At 66.2% G+C, this 18,867-nt stretch carries 16 protein-coding genes and 1 riboswitch; of the genes, 6 read left to right on the forward strand and 10 right to left on the reverse strand.

All coding sequences use genetic code 11. The features are described from left to right. Positions 1 to 16: 16 nt before the first annotated feature. From HGI30_RS02570 to HGI30_RS02585, 4 genes are all read right to left on the reverse strand, one after another. Positions 17 to 1,315 (reverse strand): GntP family permease, encoded by a 1,299-nt coding sequence (locus HGI30_RS02570; RefSeq protein WP_168906262.1) that lies wholly within the window; start codon positions 1,313 to 1,315, stop codon positions 17 to 19. A 208-nt stretch (positions 1,316 to 1,523) separates the two neighbouring features. Beyond that, positions 1,524 to 1,691 (reverse strand): DUF6254 family protein, encoded by a 168-nt coding sequence (locus HGI30_RS23540; RefSeq protein ID WP_168906263.1) that lies wholly within the window; start codon positions 1,689 to 1,691, stop codon positions 1,524 to 1,526. A 129-nt stretch (positions 1,692 to 1,820) separates the two neighbouring features. Next, positions 1,821 to 3,455: a methyl-accepting chemotaxis protein gene (locus tag HGI30_RS02580; RefSeq protein WP_168906264.1), complete on the reverse strand. Its 1,635-nt coding sequence runs from the start codon at positions 3,453 to 3,455 to the stop codon at positions 1,821 to 1,823. 146 nt (positions 3,456 to 3,601) lie between these two features. Next, complete coding sequence (locus tag HGI30_RS02585) at positions 3,602 to 4,438, reverse strand: PPK2 family polyphosphate kinase (protein WP_168906265.1); 837 nt, start codon at positions 4,436 to 4,438, stop codon at positions 3,602 to 3,604. A gap of 148 nt (positions 4,439 to 4,586) precedes the next feature. On the opposite strand from HGI30_RS02585, the gene HGI30_RS02590 reads away from it, so the two are divergent. Further along, positions 4,587 to 5,339, forward strand: coding sequence for a GTP pyrophosphokinase (locus HGI30_RS02590; RefSeq protein WP_168906266.1), 753 nt, complete (start codon positions 4,587 to 4,589; stop codon positions 5,337 to 5,339). A 19-nt stretch (positions 5,340 to 5,358) separates the two neighbouring features. Here the strand turns inward: HGI30_RS02590 and HGI30_RS02595 are convergent, their stop codons facing one another. Both HGI30_RS02595 and HGI30_RS02600 read right to left on the reverse strand, forming a co-directional pair. After that, on the reverse strand, positions 5,359 to 6,234 hold the full coding sequence (locus tag HGI30_RS02595) for a glycine-rich domain-containing protein (protein WP_168906267.1): 876 nt from the start codon (positions 6,232 to 6,234) through the stop codon (positions 5,359 to 5,361). Between the two features lie 273 nt (positions 6,235 to 6,507). Next, entirely contained in the window at positions 6,508 to 8,412 is a 1,905-nt protein-coding gene (locus tag HGI30_RS02600) for an LTA synthase family protein (protein WP_235680294.1), read from the reverse strand. Positions 8,413 to 8,695: 283 nt separating this feature from the next. On the opposite strand from HGI30_RS02600, the gene HGI30_RS02605 reads away from it, so the two are divergent. The 5 genes from HGI30_RS02605 to HGI30_RS02625 all read left to right on the forward strand — a co-directional run bounded on the left by HGI30_RS02605 (position 8,696) and on the right by HGI30_RS02625 (position 13,156). Further along, positions 8,696 to 9,304: a sigma-70 family RNA polymerase sigma factor gene (locus HGI30_RS02605; protein WP_168906268.1), complete on the forward strand. Its 609-nt coding sequence runs from the start codon at positions 8,696 to 8,698 to the stop codon at positions 9,302 to 9,304. A 30-nt stretch (positions 9,305 to 9,334) separates the two neighbouring features. After that, entirely contained in the window at positions 9,335 to 10,549 is a 1,215-nt protein-coding gene (locus HGI30_RS02610; RefSeq protein ID WP_168906269.1) for a hypothetical protein, read from the forward strand. Continuing rightward, positions 10,546 to 11,496 carry an ABC transporter ATP-binding protein gene (locus HGI30_RS02615; RefSeq protein WP_168906270.1) on the forward strand — a complete coding sequence of 317 codons (951 nt, stop codon included), beginning with the start codon at positions 10,546 to 10,548 and terminating at the stop codon, positions 11,494 to 11,496. Before HGI30_RS02610 ends, HGI30_RS02615 begins: the two co-directional genes overlap by 4 nt. Further along, positions 11,493 to 12,398: an ABC transporter permease gene (locus HGI30_RS02620; RefSeq protein ID WP_168906271.1), complete on the forward strand. Its 906-nt coding sequence runs from the start codon at positions 11,493 to 11,495 to the stop codon at positions 12,396 to 12,398. The genes HGI30_RS02615 and HGI30_RS02620 overlap by 4 nt, the downstream gene beginning before the upstream one ends. A 176-nt stretch (positions 12,399 to 12,574) precedes the next feature. Beyond that, positions 12,575 to 13,156, forward strand: coding sequence for a hypothetical protein (locus HGI30_RS02625; RefSeq protein WP_168906272.1), 582 nt, complete (start codon positions 12,575 to 12,577; stop codon positions 13,154 to 13,156). Positions 13,157 to 13,339: 183 nt separating this feature from the next. On the opposite strand, the gene HGI30_RS02630 is transcribed toward HGI30_RS02625, so the two are convergent. From HGI30_RS02630 to HGI30_RS02645, 4 genes are all read right to left on the reverse strand, one after another. Then, positions 13,340 to 15,526 (reverse strand): LTA synthase family protein, encoded by a 2,187-nt coding sequence (locus HGI30_RS02630; RefSeq protein WP_168906273.1) that lies wholly within the window; start codon positions 15,524 to 15,526, stop codon positions 13,340 to 13,342. Positions 15,527 to 15,668: 142 nt separating this feature from the next. Then, positions 15,669 to 17,744: an S-layer homology domain-containing protein gene (locus HGI30_RS02635; protein WP_168906274.1), complete on the reverse strand. Its 2,076-nt coding sequence runs from the start codon at positions 17,742 to 17,744 to the stop codon at positions 15,669 to 15,671. A gap of 284 nt (positions 17,745 to 18,028) precedes the next feature. Then, a riboswitch (cobalamin riboswitch) is annotated at positions 18,029 to 18,226 on the reverse strand. A 7-nt stretch (positions 18,227 to 18,233) separates the two neighbouring features. After that, the gene (locus HGI30_RS02640) at positions 18,234 to 18,683 is read right to left on the reverse strand and encodes a type II toxin-antitoxin system death-on-curing family toxin (protein WP_168906275.1); all 450 of its coding nucleotides are present in this window, start codon (positions 18,681 to 18,683) and stop codon (positions 18,234 to 18,236) included. Next, complete coding sequence (locus tag HGI30_RS02645) at positions 18,680 to 18,850, reverse strand: hypothetical protein (RefSeq protein WP_168906276.1); 171 nt, start codon at positions 18,848 to 18,850, stop codon at positions 18,680 to 18,682. Before HGI30_RS02645 ends, HGI30_RS02640 begins: the two co-directional genes overlap by 4 nt. Positions 18,851 to 18,867: the final 17 nt, after the last annotated feature.

The raw sequence follows: 18,867 nt of genomic DNA on the forward strand, positions 1-18,867 counted from the left end.
TGGTTAGTATGGTAGGTCAGAGCAGGAATCCGTACAGCACCGTGGAGACGACCGTCATCGTGCCGCCGACGAGCACCTCGTAGGGGACGAGTCCCATCCGCTGCTTGATCGTCATGTACATGCTGCCGGCCGTCACGTGGAAGTAGTTTCCTTGCGGCAGCGCGTCGATGACCGTCGCGCCGGCATGCACCATCGCCGCCGCCGCGAGCGGAGCCGTGCCCATGTCGAGGATCGCTTCGCCGAACGAGCCCGTCGCCAGGATGACGCCGGTGGACGTCGAAGCGGTGGCTGCGCCCATCAGGATGCCGGCGATCGGGGCGAGCAGCGTGCCGGATACGCCGGACGCTTCGATGATGCCGACGATCTGCGTCGACAGGTCGGACTTCGAGATGAGGCCGGCGATGCCGCCCGCGCCGAGCAACAGCAGCACGGTCGCGGTCATCTTGTTGAGGCCGGAGGCGGAGTAGTCGAGAATCTTGCTCGCCTTGCCCATCGCCAGCATGCCGACGATGCCGGCGATCGGCAGGATGAACATCGCGTCGACCTTGAAGCTCTCCAGCAGCTCGATGCCGAGGATGGCGCCGACCGGATTGAGCATCAGCAGCACGACCGCGACGAGCGGAGCGACGATGGCCGTCTTGAGCGGCGGGTAGTTCGACTCGTCCGCTTCGTTCTGGTTCGCGGCCTCCGCCTCGGACACGAGGACGCCCTTGCGCTTGATGAGCGAGGCGACGAGCACCGTGACGGCGAGTCCGAAGACAGCGGGCACGAACCCGGCCATCATCACCTGGCTCAGATCGAGGTTGAAGCCGTTGGCTGCCGCGATCGTGTTCGGGTTGGGGGAGATGAGGTTGCCGGCCTTGCCGCCGCCCGACAGCGCGAGCAGCAGCGCGATCTTGGAAAGGCCCATCTTGTGGCCGACCGACAAGGCGATCGGCGCGACGATGAGGACCGCGACGGGGATGAAGACGCCGACGGCGGTAATAATCATGGTCGCGAGGGCGAGGGCGAGGATCGCCTTGCCTCCGCCGAATTTCTTGACGATCGCCTTGGCGATCGTCTCCGCCGCGCCCGATTCCATCATGACGCCGGCCAGCACCCCGGCGGCGAGGACGCGGAGCACCGTGCCCATCACGCTCTGGGTGCCGCTCGTCAGCACTTGAATCGTCTCGTTCAGGGTCGCGCCGCCGAGCAGCGCGCCTGCAATCGCTCCCAAAAAGAGCGCGTAGACCGGATTCAGCTTGCGCAAAATCAGAATGATCGCAAGCGCAAGACCGGCTAGCGCTCCGATCCAGCTGATCGTCAATCCGTCCATGATATGTGACCTCCTCGAGCTCGAAAGCAGCTTGTTTTCTTGAATACGCTTTCAGTATAGACGGATTCGCAAGGAATCGATATTGATTAACGGACGATATTCCTTGTGCAGATGCACGACTCCGAACGATGAAAAAAGCTTCCCGTATCGCTTCAGGAGCGGCACGGGAAGCTTCTTGCGGGGATAGCCCCGAGGAACAAAGGGGACCTTATTCGGCAGATGGCGGATTCGAGCTCGACCGGATGGCTTCGTCCGATGACGGTACGGCCCCGATTTCGTCGGCGTATTCTTCCAAAGACTTGATCCGTCCATGCGGATTCGGATGCTGCTTGCGCTGTTTCCAGCTGCTTTCGCGGCGCCGCTTGGCAGTGCTCATGAGGTCCCCTCCCTTCCTGACGCTTAGCGTGGGCGATCGGGCCCCATCCTATTCGCCCGGCGTTCCGAATCCTCCTTGGCTGCGCGAGCAAGAAGGCAGGCTCGGCCGAGGCGATGCGAAGCGGCTAGCTCAGGCCGGATGACGCAGGCCCGGTCCGGCGGCTTCGCCTGTGCTGTCGCGCCGGTCGAGGCCAGGCTCGGGCTCCGAGGCGCCGGCCGCGGCTCCGCCGCCCTGGGACCCGGCCAGCAGATCGGAGGCCAGGACGGCGATGCGCCGGACTTCTCCGTCCGTCTGCGCGGAGGCCGCGCGCTGCTGCTCCGACAGCAGCGCGAGCCGCTGCGCGGAGCGGCTGGTCTGGTCCGCTCCGGCGGCGATGTCCGCCATGCGCGAGGAGGCGGCCTCGCAGCCGGCGTCCATCTCGCGGATGCTGTCGGTCAGGGCGTGGATGCCGCCGGACATGTCGAGCAGCTCCTGCTGCAAGGAGCGGAACTGTCCGAGCGACTGCTCGGCCCGGACGGCCGCCGTCTCCGAGGCGCGCAGCCCCTCTTCGATGCGGGAGGCGGCGCGTTCGTTCTCCAGCCGCATGGAGCGGACGATCTCGCGCATCTGCTCGGCGGTGCCGCCGCTGCGGGCGGCGAGCTTGCGGACCTCTTGGGCTACGACGGCGAAGCCGCGGCCGGCCTCTCCGGCGCGGGCTGCTTCGATGGACGCGTTGAGCGCCAGCAGGCTTGTCTGCTCCGCCATCTCGCGCACGGAATCGACCATCGCCTCGGCGGCCTCGGAAGCCTTCACCATGCCGGAAGCGGAAGCGGCCGTATCGCGCAGGATCACGCCTGCGTCCTCCATCTGGCGCAGCAGGCTCTCCATGCCGAGCCGATGCTCCTCCAGGCCGGCGTCGGCGGCGAGCGCCTTGTGCTGCGTCCCGCCCGTAACCTCGGCCGCCCGCCGCGCCTTGGCGGCGATGTCGGCCAAGCCGGCCTGCGCCTGCTCGACCGCGCTCTGCTGGCGCTGCTGCAGCCGTACCGCTTCCGCGAGGCCGCTGCCGACCTCGGCGCTCTGGGCCGCGCTTTCGCGGGACAGTCCGGCGACCGAGCTGGCGGAGGCGTCGAGCGTCCGGCTGAGCTCTTGCACGCGCCCCAGCAGCCCTTCGAGCTGCTCCTGCTTGTGCCGCCGTTCCGCTTCCAGGCGGGAAACCTCGCGGGCCTTGCTGCGGATCTGCAGGCAGGTGAACAGCGCCGTCAGCAGCAGGAACAGCGCGTGGATCAGCACCATCGAGAACGGATATCGGCTCGCGCCGAACACCAGCTCCGGCGCGAGCAGGTAGCCTCCGACATGCTGCGCGGCGAATACCGCCGTCATGAGGGCGATCAGGCGCATGCTTTCGTAGTAGGCGGCGATCGCCAGCACCATGAAGATCGAAAAGTGGAATTCCACGCTCCCGCCGGAACCGGCGATGATGGAGATGCTGGAAAACGTCAGCGACAGCGTCGCCAGCGCCGGGGCGATCCAGGCGGCAGCACCGGTGCGGCCGCGGCCGAACGGGATGGCGGCGAGCAGCAGCAGGAAAGGAACCGCCAGCAACAGGTTGAGCGAAAGGGCGCTGCCTTCGGCGGCCATGCCCGAGGGAGCGGCAGAGCCGGGCATGACATGGCCCATGCCGGTCTGGAACCAGCCGAGCGCGCGGTGAAGGAAGTGGACGGCGGCGCTGAGCATCGCCAGAGCGGCGGCCGAGCGGAGCATGAAGCGGTTGCGGTAGTCGAGCATAAGGGGTCGGATTCTCCTTGATGAGGGATGAGGCATAGGCAGGGCGGCCGCGGGGGGGGGGAGCGGACCGCCTCCGATGCAGGTTCTACAGGATGTAACGTCGCCCGAAGACAGCTGGATCAATGCGGAGAGCGTGCGGGCGGAGGTCAGCTTTTCTCGGAGCTGCCGCCTTCCTTCAGCTCCTCCATGCGGACGGCGACGTCCCGGCGCGGCTGCGGATACGATAGCTCGAGCTTCTCCAGCTCCTCGACGAGCGTGCGCAGCACGGCGTAATTGCGGAACCAGCGGTTGTCGGCCGGCACGACATGCCAAGGCGAGGCGTCCGTGGCCGTGCGTCGGATCGCGTCCTCGTAGGCGTCCTGATAGGCCTTCCAGTGCTTGCGCTCCTCCAGGTCGCTTGGATCGAACTTCCACCACTTCTCCGGATTTTCCATGCGATCGCGGATTTTCTCCAGTTGGAACTCGGGCGAGATATGGAGGAAGAACTTCAGGACGCGGATCCGCTGCGATTCGAGCATGTCCTCGAAGTGGCGGATCGACTTGAGCCGCCGGCGGGCTTCCTTGTCGTCGATCGTCCCGTGCACGCGGGTAATGAGCGCCTCCTCGTAGTAGGAACGGTTGAAGGCGGCCATCTGCCCTCTTGCCGGCACGCTGCGGTGGGTGCGCCAGAGGAAGTCGTGCTGCGCCTCCTCCTCGGTCGGCTTCTTGAAGCTGTGCGCCCGGAAGCCTCCGGGGTCGATGCCGCGGAACACTTTTTTGATGACGCCGTCCTTGCCGCTGCAGTCCATGCCCTGGAACACGATGAGCATGCCGTGGGAGCGGGAGGCGAAAAGCCGCTCCTGCTGCTCTTCGAGCCGTTCGAGCAGCTCCTTCTGCTCGTCCTCGATCTGCTTCTTGTCCTCGATGCCGTTCGTATCCGCCGGGTCGAACGCCTTCAGCTTCAGCTTGGCGCCCGCGCCGATGCGGTAGCGGTTCAGGTTCATCGGATGTCTCCTCCTTGGATGGCCGGAAATCGGATAAGGGATTGCTTCGTCACCGGTAGAATGCCCGTTTTTTGAAATCGAGCCGCCGGATGTGAGATGATAAGGGTAGATTACAGCGGCCGGACAAGGCCGGGCAAGGAGCAATCCGATGAATTCTCCGCAGCTTGCGCAGCTCAAGAGGCTCAAGAACGAAATCACCCGATTCATGATGATGTATAAATTCGCCCTGGACGAGATGGAGACGAAAATCGAGATCCTCAAGGAGGAATTTCAGCTCCTCCACGACTACAATCCGATCGAGCATACGAAATCGCGCGTGAAGTCGCCCGAAAGCATCATCAACAAGGTGTCTCGCAAAGGCAGCGAGCTGTCGCTGGCCTCCATCAAGGAGTCGATCCAGGACATCGCCGGCTTGCGCATCACCTGCTCGTTCGTCTCCGACATCTACCGCATCCGCGACATGCTCAAGGTGCAGCAGGACCTCAAGATCGTGCAGGTCAAAGACTATATCGCCCAGCCCAAGCCGAACGGCTATCAGAGCCTGCATCTGCTCGTCGAGGTGCCGGTCTACATGTCGGACCGCCAGGAAAAGGTGCTCGTCGAGGTGCAGATCCGCACGATCGCGATGGACTTCTGGGCGAGCCTGGAGCACAAGCTGTATTACAAATACAACAAAGCCGTGCCGGACCATCTGCTCCGCGAGCTGAAGGAGGCGGCCGACTCGGCGCGCGCGCTCGACCTCAAGATGGAGCGTCTCCACCGCGAGGTGGAATCGCTGCAGGCGGAAGAGGAGGAGCACGAGGACTTCCTGCCCGCGCTGCTCGAGAACCCGAGGGGGCAGCAGCCTGACGGGCCTTCGCAGCTGCTGCGCTTGCTGGGGGGCGACTTCAGCGGGGGATGATCTCGCCCGCCGAGGCTTGTCAGCTCGGCTGGACGGCGCCCTGGATCATGGATCCGGTCCGGCTCGCCTCGAACGCCTCCGCCGGCTCGGTCCGAGCGGCCGGCGCGAGCGGATCGTACGGCGACTGCTCCGTCTCCAGGCTGTAGGCCAGCAGCACCCAGGCCGGATCGCTTTCGTCGCGGCAGCGGTCGCGGTCCTCGCCGCTCTCCGCCTCGTGGTACTGCCTGGCGAGAGCGCACCGCTCGCGCAGCCGCTGCCGGAGCGCCTCGATCGCCGCGGCCTTATCCTCCTGCGAGGTTTCCAGCAGCCCGAGCGACGCGCATGGCGCCGCGGCCACGGCCTGCAGCTCCTCCAGCGTCTCGGCGTTCAGCTTGCAGCGGTGAAACGGTCCGAGCAGCAGCTGCGACTCCGGCTGGAGCCGGAACACGCAGCCGTACAGCAGCTCGTACGCGCCTCGCGTCTCCCGTGCGGACGCTCCGGACGGGGAAGGCGGGGCGGCTTGCTGCGGCTGGATATAGTAGCCGGCGAACCGTTCGCAGAACTGCTCGTAGTCGCGGGTGAACGCCTCCATCTCCTTCCAGACCCGCTGGAGGTCAGCGCTGTACAGCGGAGGCTTCCGAAGCAGCGCGAGCAGAAAAAAATGCCGTTTGAGCTCTCGTTCCATCCACGTGTACTTCACCTCGCTCAGCTGGGGATCGCCGCTGCAAATGCGCTCGCGCACCTGCAGCAGCCACTCCTCCGGCAGCGCCTCGTGGAGCCTCGTCTCCAGCTCGGCCATATAGGCCGGCAGGCCATCCCGCAGCTCCAGGCCGGGCGCCGCCAGCGGCCGGTACAGCTGATCCGCCTCCTCCGTGCCTCCTGAGCCGCCCAGCCACTCCTTCAACCGGTTCATCATCCGCCGCCTCTCTCCCTCCGTGTTTTCGTCCCTGTCGTATTCCAAGCGATCTATTACCCGCTATTACCCGGCCGCGGCCGATTTCCATCAGTGCGGGCAGGGAAAGTTTCGCGCATGGAAGAACGGGCGAGGCCGTGTCGGCCTGACGTCTCACGAAATGCGCCCGCCGCTCGAACCAAGGCCCGGCAGCGCCGCCGCCTGCTTGGTCTTGGCGGCCGCGGACAGCAAAAAGAACAAGCCCGGAGCCGAGTAGGCTCCGGGCTTGTTTCGGTGTCATTCGCCGCCGGAGGCGGCAGGCTCCGCTCCGCCATGCTCCGGCAGCGCGGTCATGTAGCTGTCGGACAGGCGCAGCAGCTCGAGCGCGCGGTCGTAGTCGTCCTGGCTGGCGCCGTCGGCGGGCTGGCCGGACTTGAGCGCGTAGCGCGTGCCGTCCTCGTAGCCGACGCCGGGGATGTACAGCGAGCCGGAGTTGAGGAAGGAGCCCGATGGCAGGTAATACCGCTGCGGAATCAGGTTGGCCTGCTCGTTCAGCAAGTCCTGTCCGAAGTGGATCTGACCGTCCAGCGAAGCGCCGGCCAGATTGGCGATCGTCGGCAGCAGGTCGACCTGGCCTCCGAGCGTATCGAAGCGGCGCGGCTCGGTCACGCCCGGGGAGGCGATCATCAGCGGAATGTGGATCATTTCCGGATAGCCGTATTCATGGCCGTAGATTTCCGCCATGAGCTCCTTGTCCTTGCGGTCGAGCGAGAAGATCGGCAAGCCCTGATGGTCGCCGTAGACGACGAGCAGCGTGTCCTCCCACAGGCCGGACTGCTTGAGCCCCTCCACCAGCTGTCCGAAGGCGTAGTCGGCGTAATGCTGGGAGCGGATGTAGTCTCCGACGAGCGTATCCTCGTAGCGCTCCGGCAGGACGAGCTCCTGGCCGGCCGGCAGCTCCGGCGTCAGCGTGAACGGATGATGCGCCGTCATGGCGATGAGCTGGGCATAGAACGGCTTGCCGGATGCGTCCATCTCCTTCAGCTTGTCGAGCGTCTTGGCATAGAGCACCTCGTCGTCCGCGCCGAAGTAGACGGATTCTTCGTTGCCGAAAAACGGCTTGTCGTAGAACCGGTCGAAGCCGACGGCCTTGTACAGCTCGCGGCGGTTCCAGAAATCCACGACGTTCGTGTGGAACGTCGCGCTGTCGTAGCCCTGCGCCTTGAGCAGCTTGGGCAGGCTCGGCACGTCCTTGTAGGCGTAGTCCATCGTGGCGGCGCCGCTCTCCGGAATGTAGAACGACGTATTGACGACGAACTCGGCGTCGGAGGTGTTGCCTTGGCCGACCATCTGGTAGAAGCGTTCGAAGTAGAAGCTCTCCTGCGCGAGCTTGTTCAAGTTCGGCGTCGCTTCCTGCCCGTCCAGCTTCAGGCCGATCAGGAAATTCTGGAACGACTCCAGCTGCACGACGATGACGTTCTTGCCCTTGGCGGCTCCGAAGTAGGCCGGCTGCGCCGGCTGCTGCAAGCCCTTGAGCTCGTCGATGCGGGCTTGAGTCACTTCCTCGGGCTTGAGCAGCTCCTCCTCGCTGCCGTTGTCGAGCAGGGCATAGGCCTCGTAGTTGAGGATGCCCATGTCCTCGGCTTTGGTATGCTCGTTCATGCTGGCGCGGTTGGGCAGAATATTGAACAGGCAGAGCGCGACGGAGGCGACGACGACGCCGGCGAATGCCATCCTCCGGCGGCTGCGGACGGAGGATGGCGCGCGCTCCGTCCGGAACAGCTCCTTGCGGCCGCGAATGAGCATCCAGGTCAGGATGACGATGTCGAGGAAGATCAGCGTATAATACGGATCCATGAGCGAGAACACGCTGTTGCTCACGGCAGTCACCTGATTGACCTGCTGCAGCGCGTGCCAGGTGGCGATGACGCCGTAATATTTATGATACATGAAGACGGAGAAAAGAATGCCGGTCAGCGCGGCGTCCGCGATGACGTAATAGAGCAGCTTGCGCTTGCTCGCGAACATCTCGATCAGCCCGAAGATGAGCCAGGCGAACGGCAGCTCGGTAATCAGGATCGCCCAGGACGGGCCGTCGGCGAAGATGACGAACCAGGTCAGCATGCTTTTCAGCAGCAGGATGACGGAAAAAAATAGAAAAGGCCGGCTCGTCAGCAGCCGGGTCGCACCATTTTGCCTCACGATGGCAGACTTCCTTTCGGGTCGGACTGGTATGCGCTTGCTCCATCAATACGGCCGGCGGATCAGGCCGATCCGGGCCAAAAAGCTCTACAGGCTAGTGTACATTATGAAGCGGCCTCTCTGCCTTGTCAAAAAGCAGGAAACCATGCCAGAGCGCGTGAGAGTCAGGAAATATAAGGAAATTGAGGCGATTCAAGCTTTTTTTCCGCCAGACGGATACAACTCGGGGCTCTCCTCCGTCTATCGGATAGCTGCAGCAAGGAAGGAGGAGCGGAAAAACGAGATGGGGATTCCGGAATCCAAGCGATACAAGCAAATCTTCTACGACTATTACCCGGGCGTGCTCCGCAAGCTGGCCGCGCTGCTGCGCGACGAGAGGCTGGCGGAGGACCTGGCTCAGGAAACGTTCCTGAAGCTGTACCGACAGCCGCCCGACAATCTGGACGCCCCCGGCGCCTGGCTGCATCGGGTCGCGACCCGGCTCGCCTATGACCATATGGACAAAGCGGCGCGCGACCGCCGGCTGACGGAAAAGCAGGAGCGGGAGCTGGCCGCGAGCGTCGGCGCTTCTCCGTCGGGAGAGGCCGAGCTGATGCGCCGGCTCGATCAGGAGGAGGTGCGGCAGTGGCTGGACGGCCTGCCGGAACGCGACCGCAAGGCGCTGCTGCTCCGCTACTCCGGGTACAGCTACGCGGAGATCGCCGAGGAGCTGAGCATGCGCCCGCCGCTCGTCGGCACGATGCTCGCGAGAGCGACCGACAAGCTCCGGCGCTGCGCGGAGCAGGCCGGGGCGGATGGCGGAAAGTCGGCCGGACCGGCTCCCGGCAGCCGAGAGAGACGCGTGGATGCGTCGCCGGAGGCCGGCTATCGAAGCCGGCTGGAGCTTCATTAAGAGAACAGGAGACAAAGGGAGGACGAGCGCATGAAGGAGCAGGATCGCCGTCTCCGACAGCCGCAAGCGGACGGAGAAGGCAGCGGAGCGGACCAGCCCATAGCGTCCGCCCGCACGGACCGGGCCTGGGAACGGCTCATGCAGGCGATGGAGCAGGAGCCGATATCGCCGGCCTGGGCGGAGCTGGAGCGGCAGGCGGAAGCACAGGAAGAGGCGCTGCGCGCCGAGAAGAGGGAGCAGGCGGCAAGCCTGGCTCGAATCGAGGAGGAAACGAACATGAATGAACCGATGCTCGAAACGAAGAAATCTGCCGGAGCGGAAGGCGCCGCGCCGAGAGCGCGCCGCATGGGCGGCCGCGCGCGCCGCTGGATGGCCGGAGTTGCGGCGGCGGCCGTCGTCGTGACGGCGGTCGCGACGCCGATGGGCAACAAGGCGCTGGCCGCGCTGCTCGGGCAGTTCCGCATGGAGCAGGTGACCGAGGTGAACGAGGCGGACCTGCAGCAGCTGTTCAACAGCGTCTTCCAGGAAGGCGTATCGGAGGAAGCCGTCAACCGCTACGGCGAGTTCAAGGTCGAGACGGGAAGCAGCAGGGGCGAGATGGGACGCCAGGAAGCGGAGCAGGCGGCAGGCTTCGCGCTGCTGCCGGAGTCGCTGACCGGCAAGCAGGACAAAATCTACCTGAGCGCCTCCCAGAACCTGAGCCTCAAGCTTGACGTGGAGGAGATCAACGCGACGATGAAGCAGCTCGGCGCGACGAAGCTGTTCCCCGCCAGCGTGGACGGCAAGAAGCTGACGCTCGCGATCGGACCGTCGGTCAGCTATTCGATCGGCACGGACAGCATGAGCATGAACGTGCAGCAGCTGAAGACGCCGGTCGTCGACGTGGAGGCGGGCGTGGACCTCGAGGACGCGGTCGAGACGGTGCTGAAGTTCCCGCTGATGCCGGAGCAGCTCAAGCAGAGCCTGTCGAGCTCGCAGCTGCTTACGAACGGAGAGCTTCCGCTGCCGGTGTTCACGGACGAGGACAGCAAGGCGGAGCGGCTGCAGATCGGCGGCGTGCCGGTCATCGTCACGGAGCGCCATTACGGCGAGGACAGCTTCAACAAGGAAGCGACCTTCGTCAAGGACGGCGTCATGACCGTCGCCTCGATGTATCAGAGCGTCGGGGACCAAGGTTCTCCGACGACGCGCGAGCAGGCGGACGCCTGGTTCTCCAAGCAGCTTGAGGAGCTGGTCGGAGCGTGAGCGCCTTCGCGATCCAGACCGAGTCGCTGACCAAGCAGTACCCGAACGGGCGCGGCTGCAGCGACGTCACGATTACGGTGCGGGAAGGGGAAGCCTTCGGCTTCCTCGGCCCGAACGGCGCGGGCAAGAGCACCTGCGTCAAGATGCTGGTCGGCCTGATCTTCCCTACGGAAGGTCGGGCTTCGCTGTTTGGACAGGAGGCGGGCACGGTCGAGGCGAGGCGGCTCATCGGCTACCTGCCGGAGCTGTACCGCTATCAGGAATGGCTCACCGGCGACGAGGTCGTGCGGCTGCATGCCAAGCTGGCCGGACTGACCCGAGCCGAGGCGGACCGGCGCGTGCCGGAGCTGCTGGAGCGGGTCGGGATCGGCCTGCGCTCCCGCGACCGGGTCAAAGGGTACTCCAAAGGCATGCAGCAGCGGCTCGGCCTCGCCTGCGCGCTCGTATCGGACCCCCGTATCCTGTTCCTGGACGAGCCGTCCTCGGCGATGGACCCGATCGGACGCAGCGAGGTGCGGCAGCTGCTGCATGAGCTCAAGGGGCAGGGCAAGACGATCTTCCTCAACTCGCATCTGATGGAGGACGTCGAGGCGCTGTGCGACCGGGTGGCGCTGCTGAACAACGGCCGCATCCTGCAGCAGGGGCTCGTCGAGGACGTGCTGCAGCAGCGGCCGCTGTGGCGGCTGCGGCTCGGCGGCTACGCGCCGCCGCTGCTCGACTGGCTGCGCGCGGAGACAGGGATCTCCGTGCGGGAGGCGGAGGCGGCTGCCGACGGCACGGCCGTGCTGGAGGCGGAGCTGGCGGACGAGGAGCAGGCGGGCTGGCTGCACGCAGTGCTGATCGGCCAAGGCGCGACGCTGTACGAGAGCGCGCGGGTGCGCACCAAGCTGGAGGAATGGTTCGTCACCGAGCTGTCCGGCAAGAGCCATAGGGGGGAGAAGGCATGAGCATCATCTGGAGCATGACCTGGAAGGAGCTCTTCCGCAAGCGCGTCGTCCTGCTGACCGGGCTGATGACGGCCGTCTTCCTGATCGCCTACTGGTTCATCGCGTCGACGATCGGCGGCGAGGTCCGCCAGTTCGGCCTGAACGAGAGCGACCCGATGTACGTCATCGAACGCTTCACCCGCGGGATACTGATCCTCAGCCTCGGCTTTTTCTTCAGCACGTTCGTCGTGGCCTTCCTGGCGATCTTCAGCAGCTCGTCCGTCATCTCGGGCGAGGCCGAGCTCGGCGTGCTGCAGGCGCTCATGCCTCGCCCGCTGCCGCGCTGGAAATGGTACGCCGGCCGCTGGCTCGGCTACGTCAGCTTCGGCATGCTGTACGCGCTCGCGCTGTTCTCGGCGATCCTCGGCATCGCCGCGGTGCATGCGGGAGTGCCGCGAGACTTCGGCTCGCTGCTGATCGCCTACCTGCTGTTCGCCTCGCTCGTGCCGCTGCTCGTGACCGTATCGATGCTCGGCTCGACATTCCTGTCCGGCATCGGCAACGGCGTGCTCATGACGATGCTGTACGGCGGAGGCTGGCTGGGCGGCATGATCGACAAGGTCGCGTCGCAGTTCGCCTCCCTTCAGCCGGGCGGGCCGGGCACGGGGTTAGGCGACTCGCTCAGCACGATCTCGGGGCTGCTGTCGCTGGCGATGCCGACCGACGGGCTGCAGCGCATGATGCTGGACCGGCTGTTCAACCTGTCCGGCATCTCGGATCTGATCGGCCTGAGGGTCGACGACATGTTCGTCATGCTGGGCGTCGGCTCGGCGCCGACGCCGGCTTTCCTCGGCTACGCGGCGCTGTACACCGCAGCCGCGTTCGCGATTGGCGTCCTTCGGTTTCGGCGCAAGGATCTGTAGGGTAGTAGAGGAAAGGAAAGCGGACCGGACCGAAATGATGCCGTGTTCCCATTCGATTCCAACGAAGGGCCTGCAACCCTGCCCGGCCGGAATCCGTTTAAGAGGGCAAGGCGGAGCGGCAGCGGCAAGAGGACGGAAACGGCATCCAGGACACGCGGAAAAGGGGGCGGCGGCGCATGCGGACGGGAGCGGCGAGATGGATCGGCTTGGGCGTCATGGCGGCGGGCCTGCTGCTAGGCGCGGCGGGCTGGTATTTCAACCAGGACGAGCCCGGCAACGTGGCCGACGCGGCCGCAGGCCAGCCGAGCGCGCAGCATGTCGTCTCGACCGGCGACGAGGAAGAGCTGCTGCAGCGGCTCGGCATCCGGCTGGAACGGCCGGATGCCGAAGCGCTGCCGCCCGGACCGCAGGGGCTGAGCCAGGTGGGCGAGAATGTCGCCCGGCGCAACGCGGAGCGGTCTTATCCGTGGCTCGCCCGCAGCGCCGACTCTGTCAGCAGCGCCTTGCGCCTCATGACGAGCCGCGACTTCCGCAGCTTCTCCCCGGAGGCGCTCGCCGCCAACCCGCAGCTGCGCGAGGCGGGACGGCTGAGCCGCACGCCCGTCTACATCGTCACGTTCCGCGGCGTGCAGGCGCCGGTCGGCATCCAGGGACCGCCTGGGGGCGGTCCGGACGGCAGCGGCGGCTCGCTCCGCGAGGCCAACGTCGTCGTCGACGCCTTTACCGGCGTGCCGCTGCTGAGCTACAGCTACAGATGAACAGAGGGCTGTGCCCTCCTGCCGATTGGATCGGCGGGAGGGCACAGCCCTCTTGAGTTTTTAGACCCCGTCAGCGTGTGTTTGCGAGCAGCGCAAGTGGCGTGAAGGTAGTGGAATCCCGTGAGCGGACGTCTGGGCTGCGCAAGAGAAAGCGAAAGCATTTCATCTGCTCGCCCGGGCGTTCTACTCGTTGGCGGAGGCTCTTGCTCCATTGACGGGAGCGGGGTCGCCCTCCGTCGAGGGCAGCGAGCGCACGTAGCTGTCCGACATGCGCAGCAGCTTGAGGGCGCGGTCGAACTGCTCCTGCGTGGCGGACGCCGGTCCGCCGTCGCTGCGGTCGTCGGCGCTGCCACCCAGGCCGCCCTCGCCTCCGGCAGCGCCGGAAGGCTCGCCCGGGCCGCCGGGCGCCGCGCTCGGGGCAGGAGCAGGGCTCGAGCTGCTGCTCGGCTCGCCCGGTCCGTCGCTCGTCGCCGCTCCGGCGCCGCCCGACCCCGTCCCGGCTGCCGGTTCGCCGCTTTCGGCTCCGCTCGCCGAACCGCCTCGGGCTCGGGAGCTTCCCTCCGCCTCGCCGCCGGCCAGCCATCTCGCGGCCGCGTCGGCGGCCGGCAGCTCGATGCGGCGGCCATCGCCGAAGCCGGTGCCCGGGATGAAGATTTCCCGGTCGTTGATGAACGAGCCGGACGGCAGGTAGTACCGCTCCGGCAGCAGGTTGGCCCGCTCGTTCAGCAGGTCCTGCCCGAAATGCAGCTGGCCGCCCAGGGAAAGACCGGCCAGGTTGGCGATCGTCGGCATGATGTCGCTCTGCCCGCCGATGCCCGTCTCGACCGCAGGCTCGAGCGCGCCTGGCGCGCTGACGATGAGCGGGATGTTCAGCATCTGCGAGGAGTCGTACTTCCTTCCGTCCAGCTGCTCGAGCAGCCGCAGGTCCTCGTCCTTCAGCGAGTAGATCGGCAGGCCCATGTGGTCGCCGTACAGGACGATCAGGCTGTTGTCCCACAGGCCCGCGTCCTTGAGCTCCTGGAACAGCTGTCCGAGCGCGTAGTCGGTATAGTTCTGCGCCCGCAGGTAGTCGCCGACGAAGCTGTCGTCGTACTGCGCCGGCAGGTCGAGCTTCACCTTGCGCGCAGGAATGTTGTACGGATGATGCGATGACATGGAGATGAGCATGGAGTAGGACGGCTTGCCGGTTTCTTTCTTCACCCGGGCCAGCTCCTGCACGGTCTTGCGATACAGCACCTCGTCCGAGGCGCCGAACGCGACGATGTCCTCGTCGCCGAAAAACTCCGTGTCGTAGTACCGGTCGAAGCCGAGCGCCCGATACAGCTCGCTGCGGTTCCAGAACGCGACGTCGTTCGTGTGGAACGTCATCGTCTCGTAGCCTTCGCGCTTCAGCAGCTTGGGCAGCGAGGGCAGCGAGCGGCCGGAGTACGCCTCCGTCGCAGGCACGCGCAGCGGCACGTACAGCGACGTGTTCGTCAGGAACTCGGCGTCCGACGTATTGCCGGAGCCCGCCTGCTGATAGAAGCGCGGGAAGTAGACGCTCTCGCGGATGAGCGCGTTCAGGTTCGGCGTGATCTCCTTGCCGTCCACGCTTTTTCCGATGACAAAATTCTGCAGCGCCTCCAGCTGCACGACGATGACGTCGCGGCCCTTGGCCGCTCCGAACGAAGCCGGCTCCGCAGCCGGCTGCGGCAGTCCCTTGAGCCGGTCGATCTCCGCCTGCGTGACGGTGGAGACGGGCACGAAGCTTTCGTTGCCGCCGCTCGCGATCAGGAACAGCTCGTAGTTGACGATGCCCATGCGCTCGGTCTGCACGAGCTCGTTGGCGATGCCGCGATTCGGCCAGATGAGCGCGAAGCAGGCTGCGGCCGCCAGCACGAAGCCGGGCAGCGCGATGCGCCAGCCGAGGAAGCGGCGGTTCGCCGCCCGCTGCCAGCCGCGCCGCAGCCGCTTGCTGAAGCCGAGCAGCAGCCACGCGAGCACGATGTCGACGAAGATGAGCATGAAGTACGGATGCAGCAGCTGGAAGACGCTTCCTTTCACCTCCGTGACCTGTCCCGCCTGGCTGAGCGCATGGTAGGTGACGATGATGCCGAAGTACTTGTAGTACATGATGACGGCGAAATAAATCGCAGTGAACGCCAGGTTCACGATCAGATAGGCCATGAGCTTGCGCTTGCGCGCGAGCAGCTCGATCAGGAAAAAGGCGGCCCATACGGTCGGAAGACCTGTCACCAGCGGCAGCCACGGATGCTCGAGGCCATAGATGACATAGGCGGCGAGGTACAGCTTGAAGACGAGGGCAACGGTGAACAGCACGAACGGACTGAGCCAGAAGCGCTTGGCGCGGCTCGGTTGCTCTTCGAACACGGGTACGGATACTCTCCTTCCGGAACGGCCGAGAACTGAAGCGGGATCAAGGGCCGATCGATAAAAAAAAGCTCCCTTCATTGTAATGCCCGCCAAGGGCATTTACAAACGAAGGGAGCTGCGGCGCAGCCTCGGCTTCCGCTTACTTCAGCGACTCGTACACGTTGACGATGGCGACGGCAGCCATCTCGCGGCTGACCTGCGCCTTGGGCCGGAAGCTGCCGGCGGAGTCGCCGACCATCAGCTCGCTGCCGTGCACGGCGACGATGGAGCCGCGGGCGTAGGCGGATGCCGTGCCGAGGTCGCGGATCGAGCCGTCGCCGGCGGCGGCCGTATCCAGCTTGAGGACGCGGGCGAGGATGACCGCCATGTCCTGGCGGGTCACCGGCGCGTTCGGCTGGAATTTGCCGTCGCCGGTGCCGGAGACGATGCCTTGGGCGGCGGCGGCGCGGACGGCGCTTTCGTACCAGCTGCCGGCCTTCACGTCGGAGAAGGCCGGAGCCGTGGCGGAGGAGCCGGCATCCAGGCCGAGCAGGCGCACGGCCAGCGCCGCGAACTGGGCGCGGGTGAGGGTGTCCTTGGGCGAGAACGTCAGGGCTTCGCCCGTTCCGGTGCCGCTGAGCAGCCCGGAGGCGTAGCCGTTCTTGACGGACGGCAGCGCCCAGGCCGCGATGTTCTTCTCGTCGGCGAACTTGACGGCGGTAGAGCCGACCGTCAGGCGGACGGAGTGCTTGAGCACGGAAGGAGCCTTGGACGGGCTGTAGCCGGTGACCGTCAGGTCGTAGCTGCCCGCAGGCAGCGCCGGGAACGAAGCCTTGCCGTAGGCATCGGCCGTCACGGTGACGGAGCCGGCCGTGACGCTCACGCCGGCCGCCGGCGTCACGTTGAACGCGCCAGCCGTGTAATCCCACTCCTGCTGGCTCACCTGCACGGCGAACGGCTCGTTGTCGCGCGGCTGGCGCGGCTCGGCGGCGATGCAGGAGATCAGCTTGGTGCCGTCGCCGTAGAACACGACGAGGCGGTCGCCGGCGCGGAGCTTGAAGTCGCCCATGCCGACGGACGGGTTGATCCAGGCGCCCTTGCGCTCGACGGCGTACATCCAGCCGTCATAGCCGCCGAACTTGCCGCCGGCGACGCCGCCGATGGCGTCGACATACTTGCCGAACGACATCTCCTTGACGACGACGCCGAGCTTCTTGGCCGTGCCGACCTGGGTCAGCGCGTCCAGCGCGTAGACGGCGCGCGTCACGCCGGAGCCGAGCGTCGAGCTCGGGCCTTCCACGCTGACGGAGACGGAAGCGGCCGGCATGCCGTACAGGCGGCCGGAGCCGGCTTTGAATTTCTCATAGGCGGCCAGAGCCTGCACGGACTGGTAGGCGCCGTACGCGTTCGGAGCGAGCGGCAGCGCATGGGAGAAGCTGCCGTCGGCGTTGCGGAACGAGAGCAGCTTGTCGATCAGGCTTGCGCCGTCCCGGGCAAAGTCAGCCCCGGCCGGATCGTAGCCGGCGGAAGCGAGGCCGATGACGATCTGCGCGACGCTCTCGCTGCTCGACTCGCCGTAGCTCGTGAAGCCGCCGTCCTTGTCCTGCCGGGATTGGATCCAGGCGACGGCGCGCTCGCCGGCCTGCTTGACCTCCGGCTCGCCGAAGTACGGAGCGAGCGCCGTCAGCGCGGCGCCGGTCAGGTCGGGGTTGCCGGCCTTCTCTCCGGAGAAGGCGTAGCTGCCGTCGGCCAGCTGGGCCTTCAGCACTTCGGCGACGAGCTTGCCGCGCGTCCATTTGGCGGATGCCGGCACGTCATACTCGCCGTAGTCGAGCGCGAGCAGGGCGTAGATCGGGCCGTTGACGCCCTGGTTCAGCATGCGGTCGTGGTTGTAGATGCGCTCGATCAGGTCGATGCCGCCATAGGCGGACGCATCCTGGCCGGCGGCGGTGACGGCGAGCGCGGTGCGCTCGAAGTCGGTGACGTTGCGGAACGCAGGGGCTTCCTTGCGGACCGCGTCGGCCAGCTTGGCCAGATAGGCGGCCGGCAGCGCGTAGCCGGCTTGCGACGCGGCGATGGCGTCCCAGTCGGAGCGGATGCCGCTTGCGAGCAGCGCGTCTCCGGCTTGGCGGAGAGAGGCGGACGTGTCGGCAGCCGCCGAAGCGGCGCCGGCGGGCACGATCAGGGCGACGGCGAGCAGCACGGCCAGAACGGCGCGGTTGAAGATGGCTTTCACCAGCAGGACCTTCTTTCTACCTATAAAATGAAATGCGGCTGCAGGGCAGGGGCGGGGAGGCTGCGCAGCGACAGCGGACCCGTAGACATGAAAAAAGCCGCCCTAGGGCGGCGAAAAGAAAAGCTTCCGAGCTCCTGTCGCAGAAGCCAGTCGGCTCGCGGCAAGGCCGAACGGTCCCGCTTGTCGATGCCGGCGAAAGCCGGACCGAGCAGGAACGCAGGCGACAGCCCGAGACCGGTCTGCGCGCAGGAGCGCTGCAGAAGTCTTCCACCCCCCGAGAGGACTTCTGCGAGGTCGTGCGGGCAGGTCTCCTGGCTGGAGCGCCGTCGCTCCCCCGCGCCTTCCCGTCCGGAAGGACAGTGGCGTCATGCGGGGCAGCGGCGCTCGTACAGTGGCGGGACCGCGCCGGATTGGAACCGGACTTCCCTATTAAGCCCGAGCGGATGAACACCGCCCGAGGCACCCGAACAACCGTATTCGATTTGAATCCTATCTATCATAAGTCGGGGGGGAGGCTTTGTCCATAGCGGGAATCGGGGCGCCGTCTGAAGGAGCGCCGGCCAGCCGGCAGGCGATCCACGCCTCGCAGTCCTCGAGATCCATCTTCCATTCGCTGCACAGCAGCGCCGCCTCCACAAGGTCGTCCTCGTCGATGCTCAGGCGCTGGCCGTTGAGCTGCAGGAACGTCATCATCGCGTGGACCGCCAGCGCGGCGTTGCCCTCGCGGAACGCCATCGCCCGCGCCAGGCCGTGCCAGTAGAGCGCGGCCTGGCGGATGAGCGAGGAGCGGTCCCCGCCTCCCTCGAACCCCTCCAGCAGAGGGCGGTCGACGAGCTGGAGCAGGAAGCCCGGGTTGCGGAAGCCGGGACTGACGTCGAAGCGGTCCTGGTGCATCATGTGGATCGCCAGCAGCTGGGGCACGCTGAGCTGCTCCGTCATGACCGCTCCGAGAGGCGGCGGAACGCGCGCCGGTGCAGCAGCAGCAGCTGTCGGGCCAGCAGCAGGGCCGGATCCTCCTTGTGCTCGGGGGTCGGGGTGACGCTGGCGATCGGGGGATGCTTGGGCTCGCTCATCGGAATCAGCCTTTCTTCGGGAGATAGGTACACTTGTTCGTGAATCCAAG

The sequence above is a fragment of the Paenibacillus albicereus genome (assembly GCF_012676905.1).
Lineage (GTDB): Bacteria > Bacillota > Bacilli > Paenibacillales > Paenibacillaceae > Paenibacillus_O > Paenibacillus_O albicereus.

What these genes read in the sequence shown, in the direction of transcription:
- HGI30_RS02570 (WP_168906262.1), bottom strand. Translation starts at nt 1,315, where the DNA reads ATGGACGGATTGACGATCAGCTGGATCGGAGCGCTAGCCGGTCTTGCG.
- HGI30_RS23540 (WP_168906263.1), bottom strand. Translation starts at nt 1,691, where the DNA reads ATGAGCACTGCCAAGCGGCGCCGCGAAAGCAGCTGGAAACAGCGCAAG.
- HGI30_RS02580 (WP_168906264.1), bottom strand. Translation starts at nt 3,455, where the DNA reads ATGCTCGACTACCGCAACCGCTTCATGCTCCGCTCGGCCGCCGCTCTG.
- HGI30_RS02585 (WP_168906265.1), bottom strand. Translation starts at nt 4,438, where the DNA reads ATGAACCTGAACCGCTACCGCATCGGCGCGGGCGCCAAGCTGAAGCTG.
- HGI30_RS02590 (WP_168906266.1), top strand. Translation starts at nt 4,587, where the DNA reads ATGAATTCTCCGCAGCTTGCGCAGCTCAAGAGGCTCAAGAACGAAATC.
- HGI30_RS02595 (WP_168906267.1), bottom strand. Translation starts at nt 6,234, where the DNA reads ATGATGAACCGGTTGAAGGAGTGGCTGGGCGGCTCAGGAGGCACGGAG.
- HGI30_RS02605 (WP_168906268.1), top strand. Translation starts at nt 8,696, where the DNA reads ATGGGGATTCCGGAATCCAAGCGATACAAGCAAATCTTCTACGACTAT.
- HGI30_RS02610 (WP_168906269.1), top strand. Translation starts at nt 9,335, where the DNA reads ATGAAGGAGCAGGATCGCCGTCTCCGACAGCCGCAAGCGGACGGAGAA.
- HGI30_RS02620 (WP_168906271.1), top strand. Translation starts at nt 11,493, where the DNA reads ATGAGCATCATCTGGAGCATGACCTGGAAGGAGCTCTTCCGCAAGCGC.
- HGI30_RS02625 (WP_168906272.1), top strand. Translation starts at nt 12,575, where the DNA reads ATGCGGACGGGAGCGGCGAGATGGATCGGCTTGGGCGTCATGGCGGCG.
- HGI30_RS02640 (WP_168906275.1), bottom strand. Translation starts at nt 18,683, where the DNA reads ATGACGGAGCAGCTCAGCGTGCCCCAGCTGCTGGCGATCCACATGATG.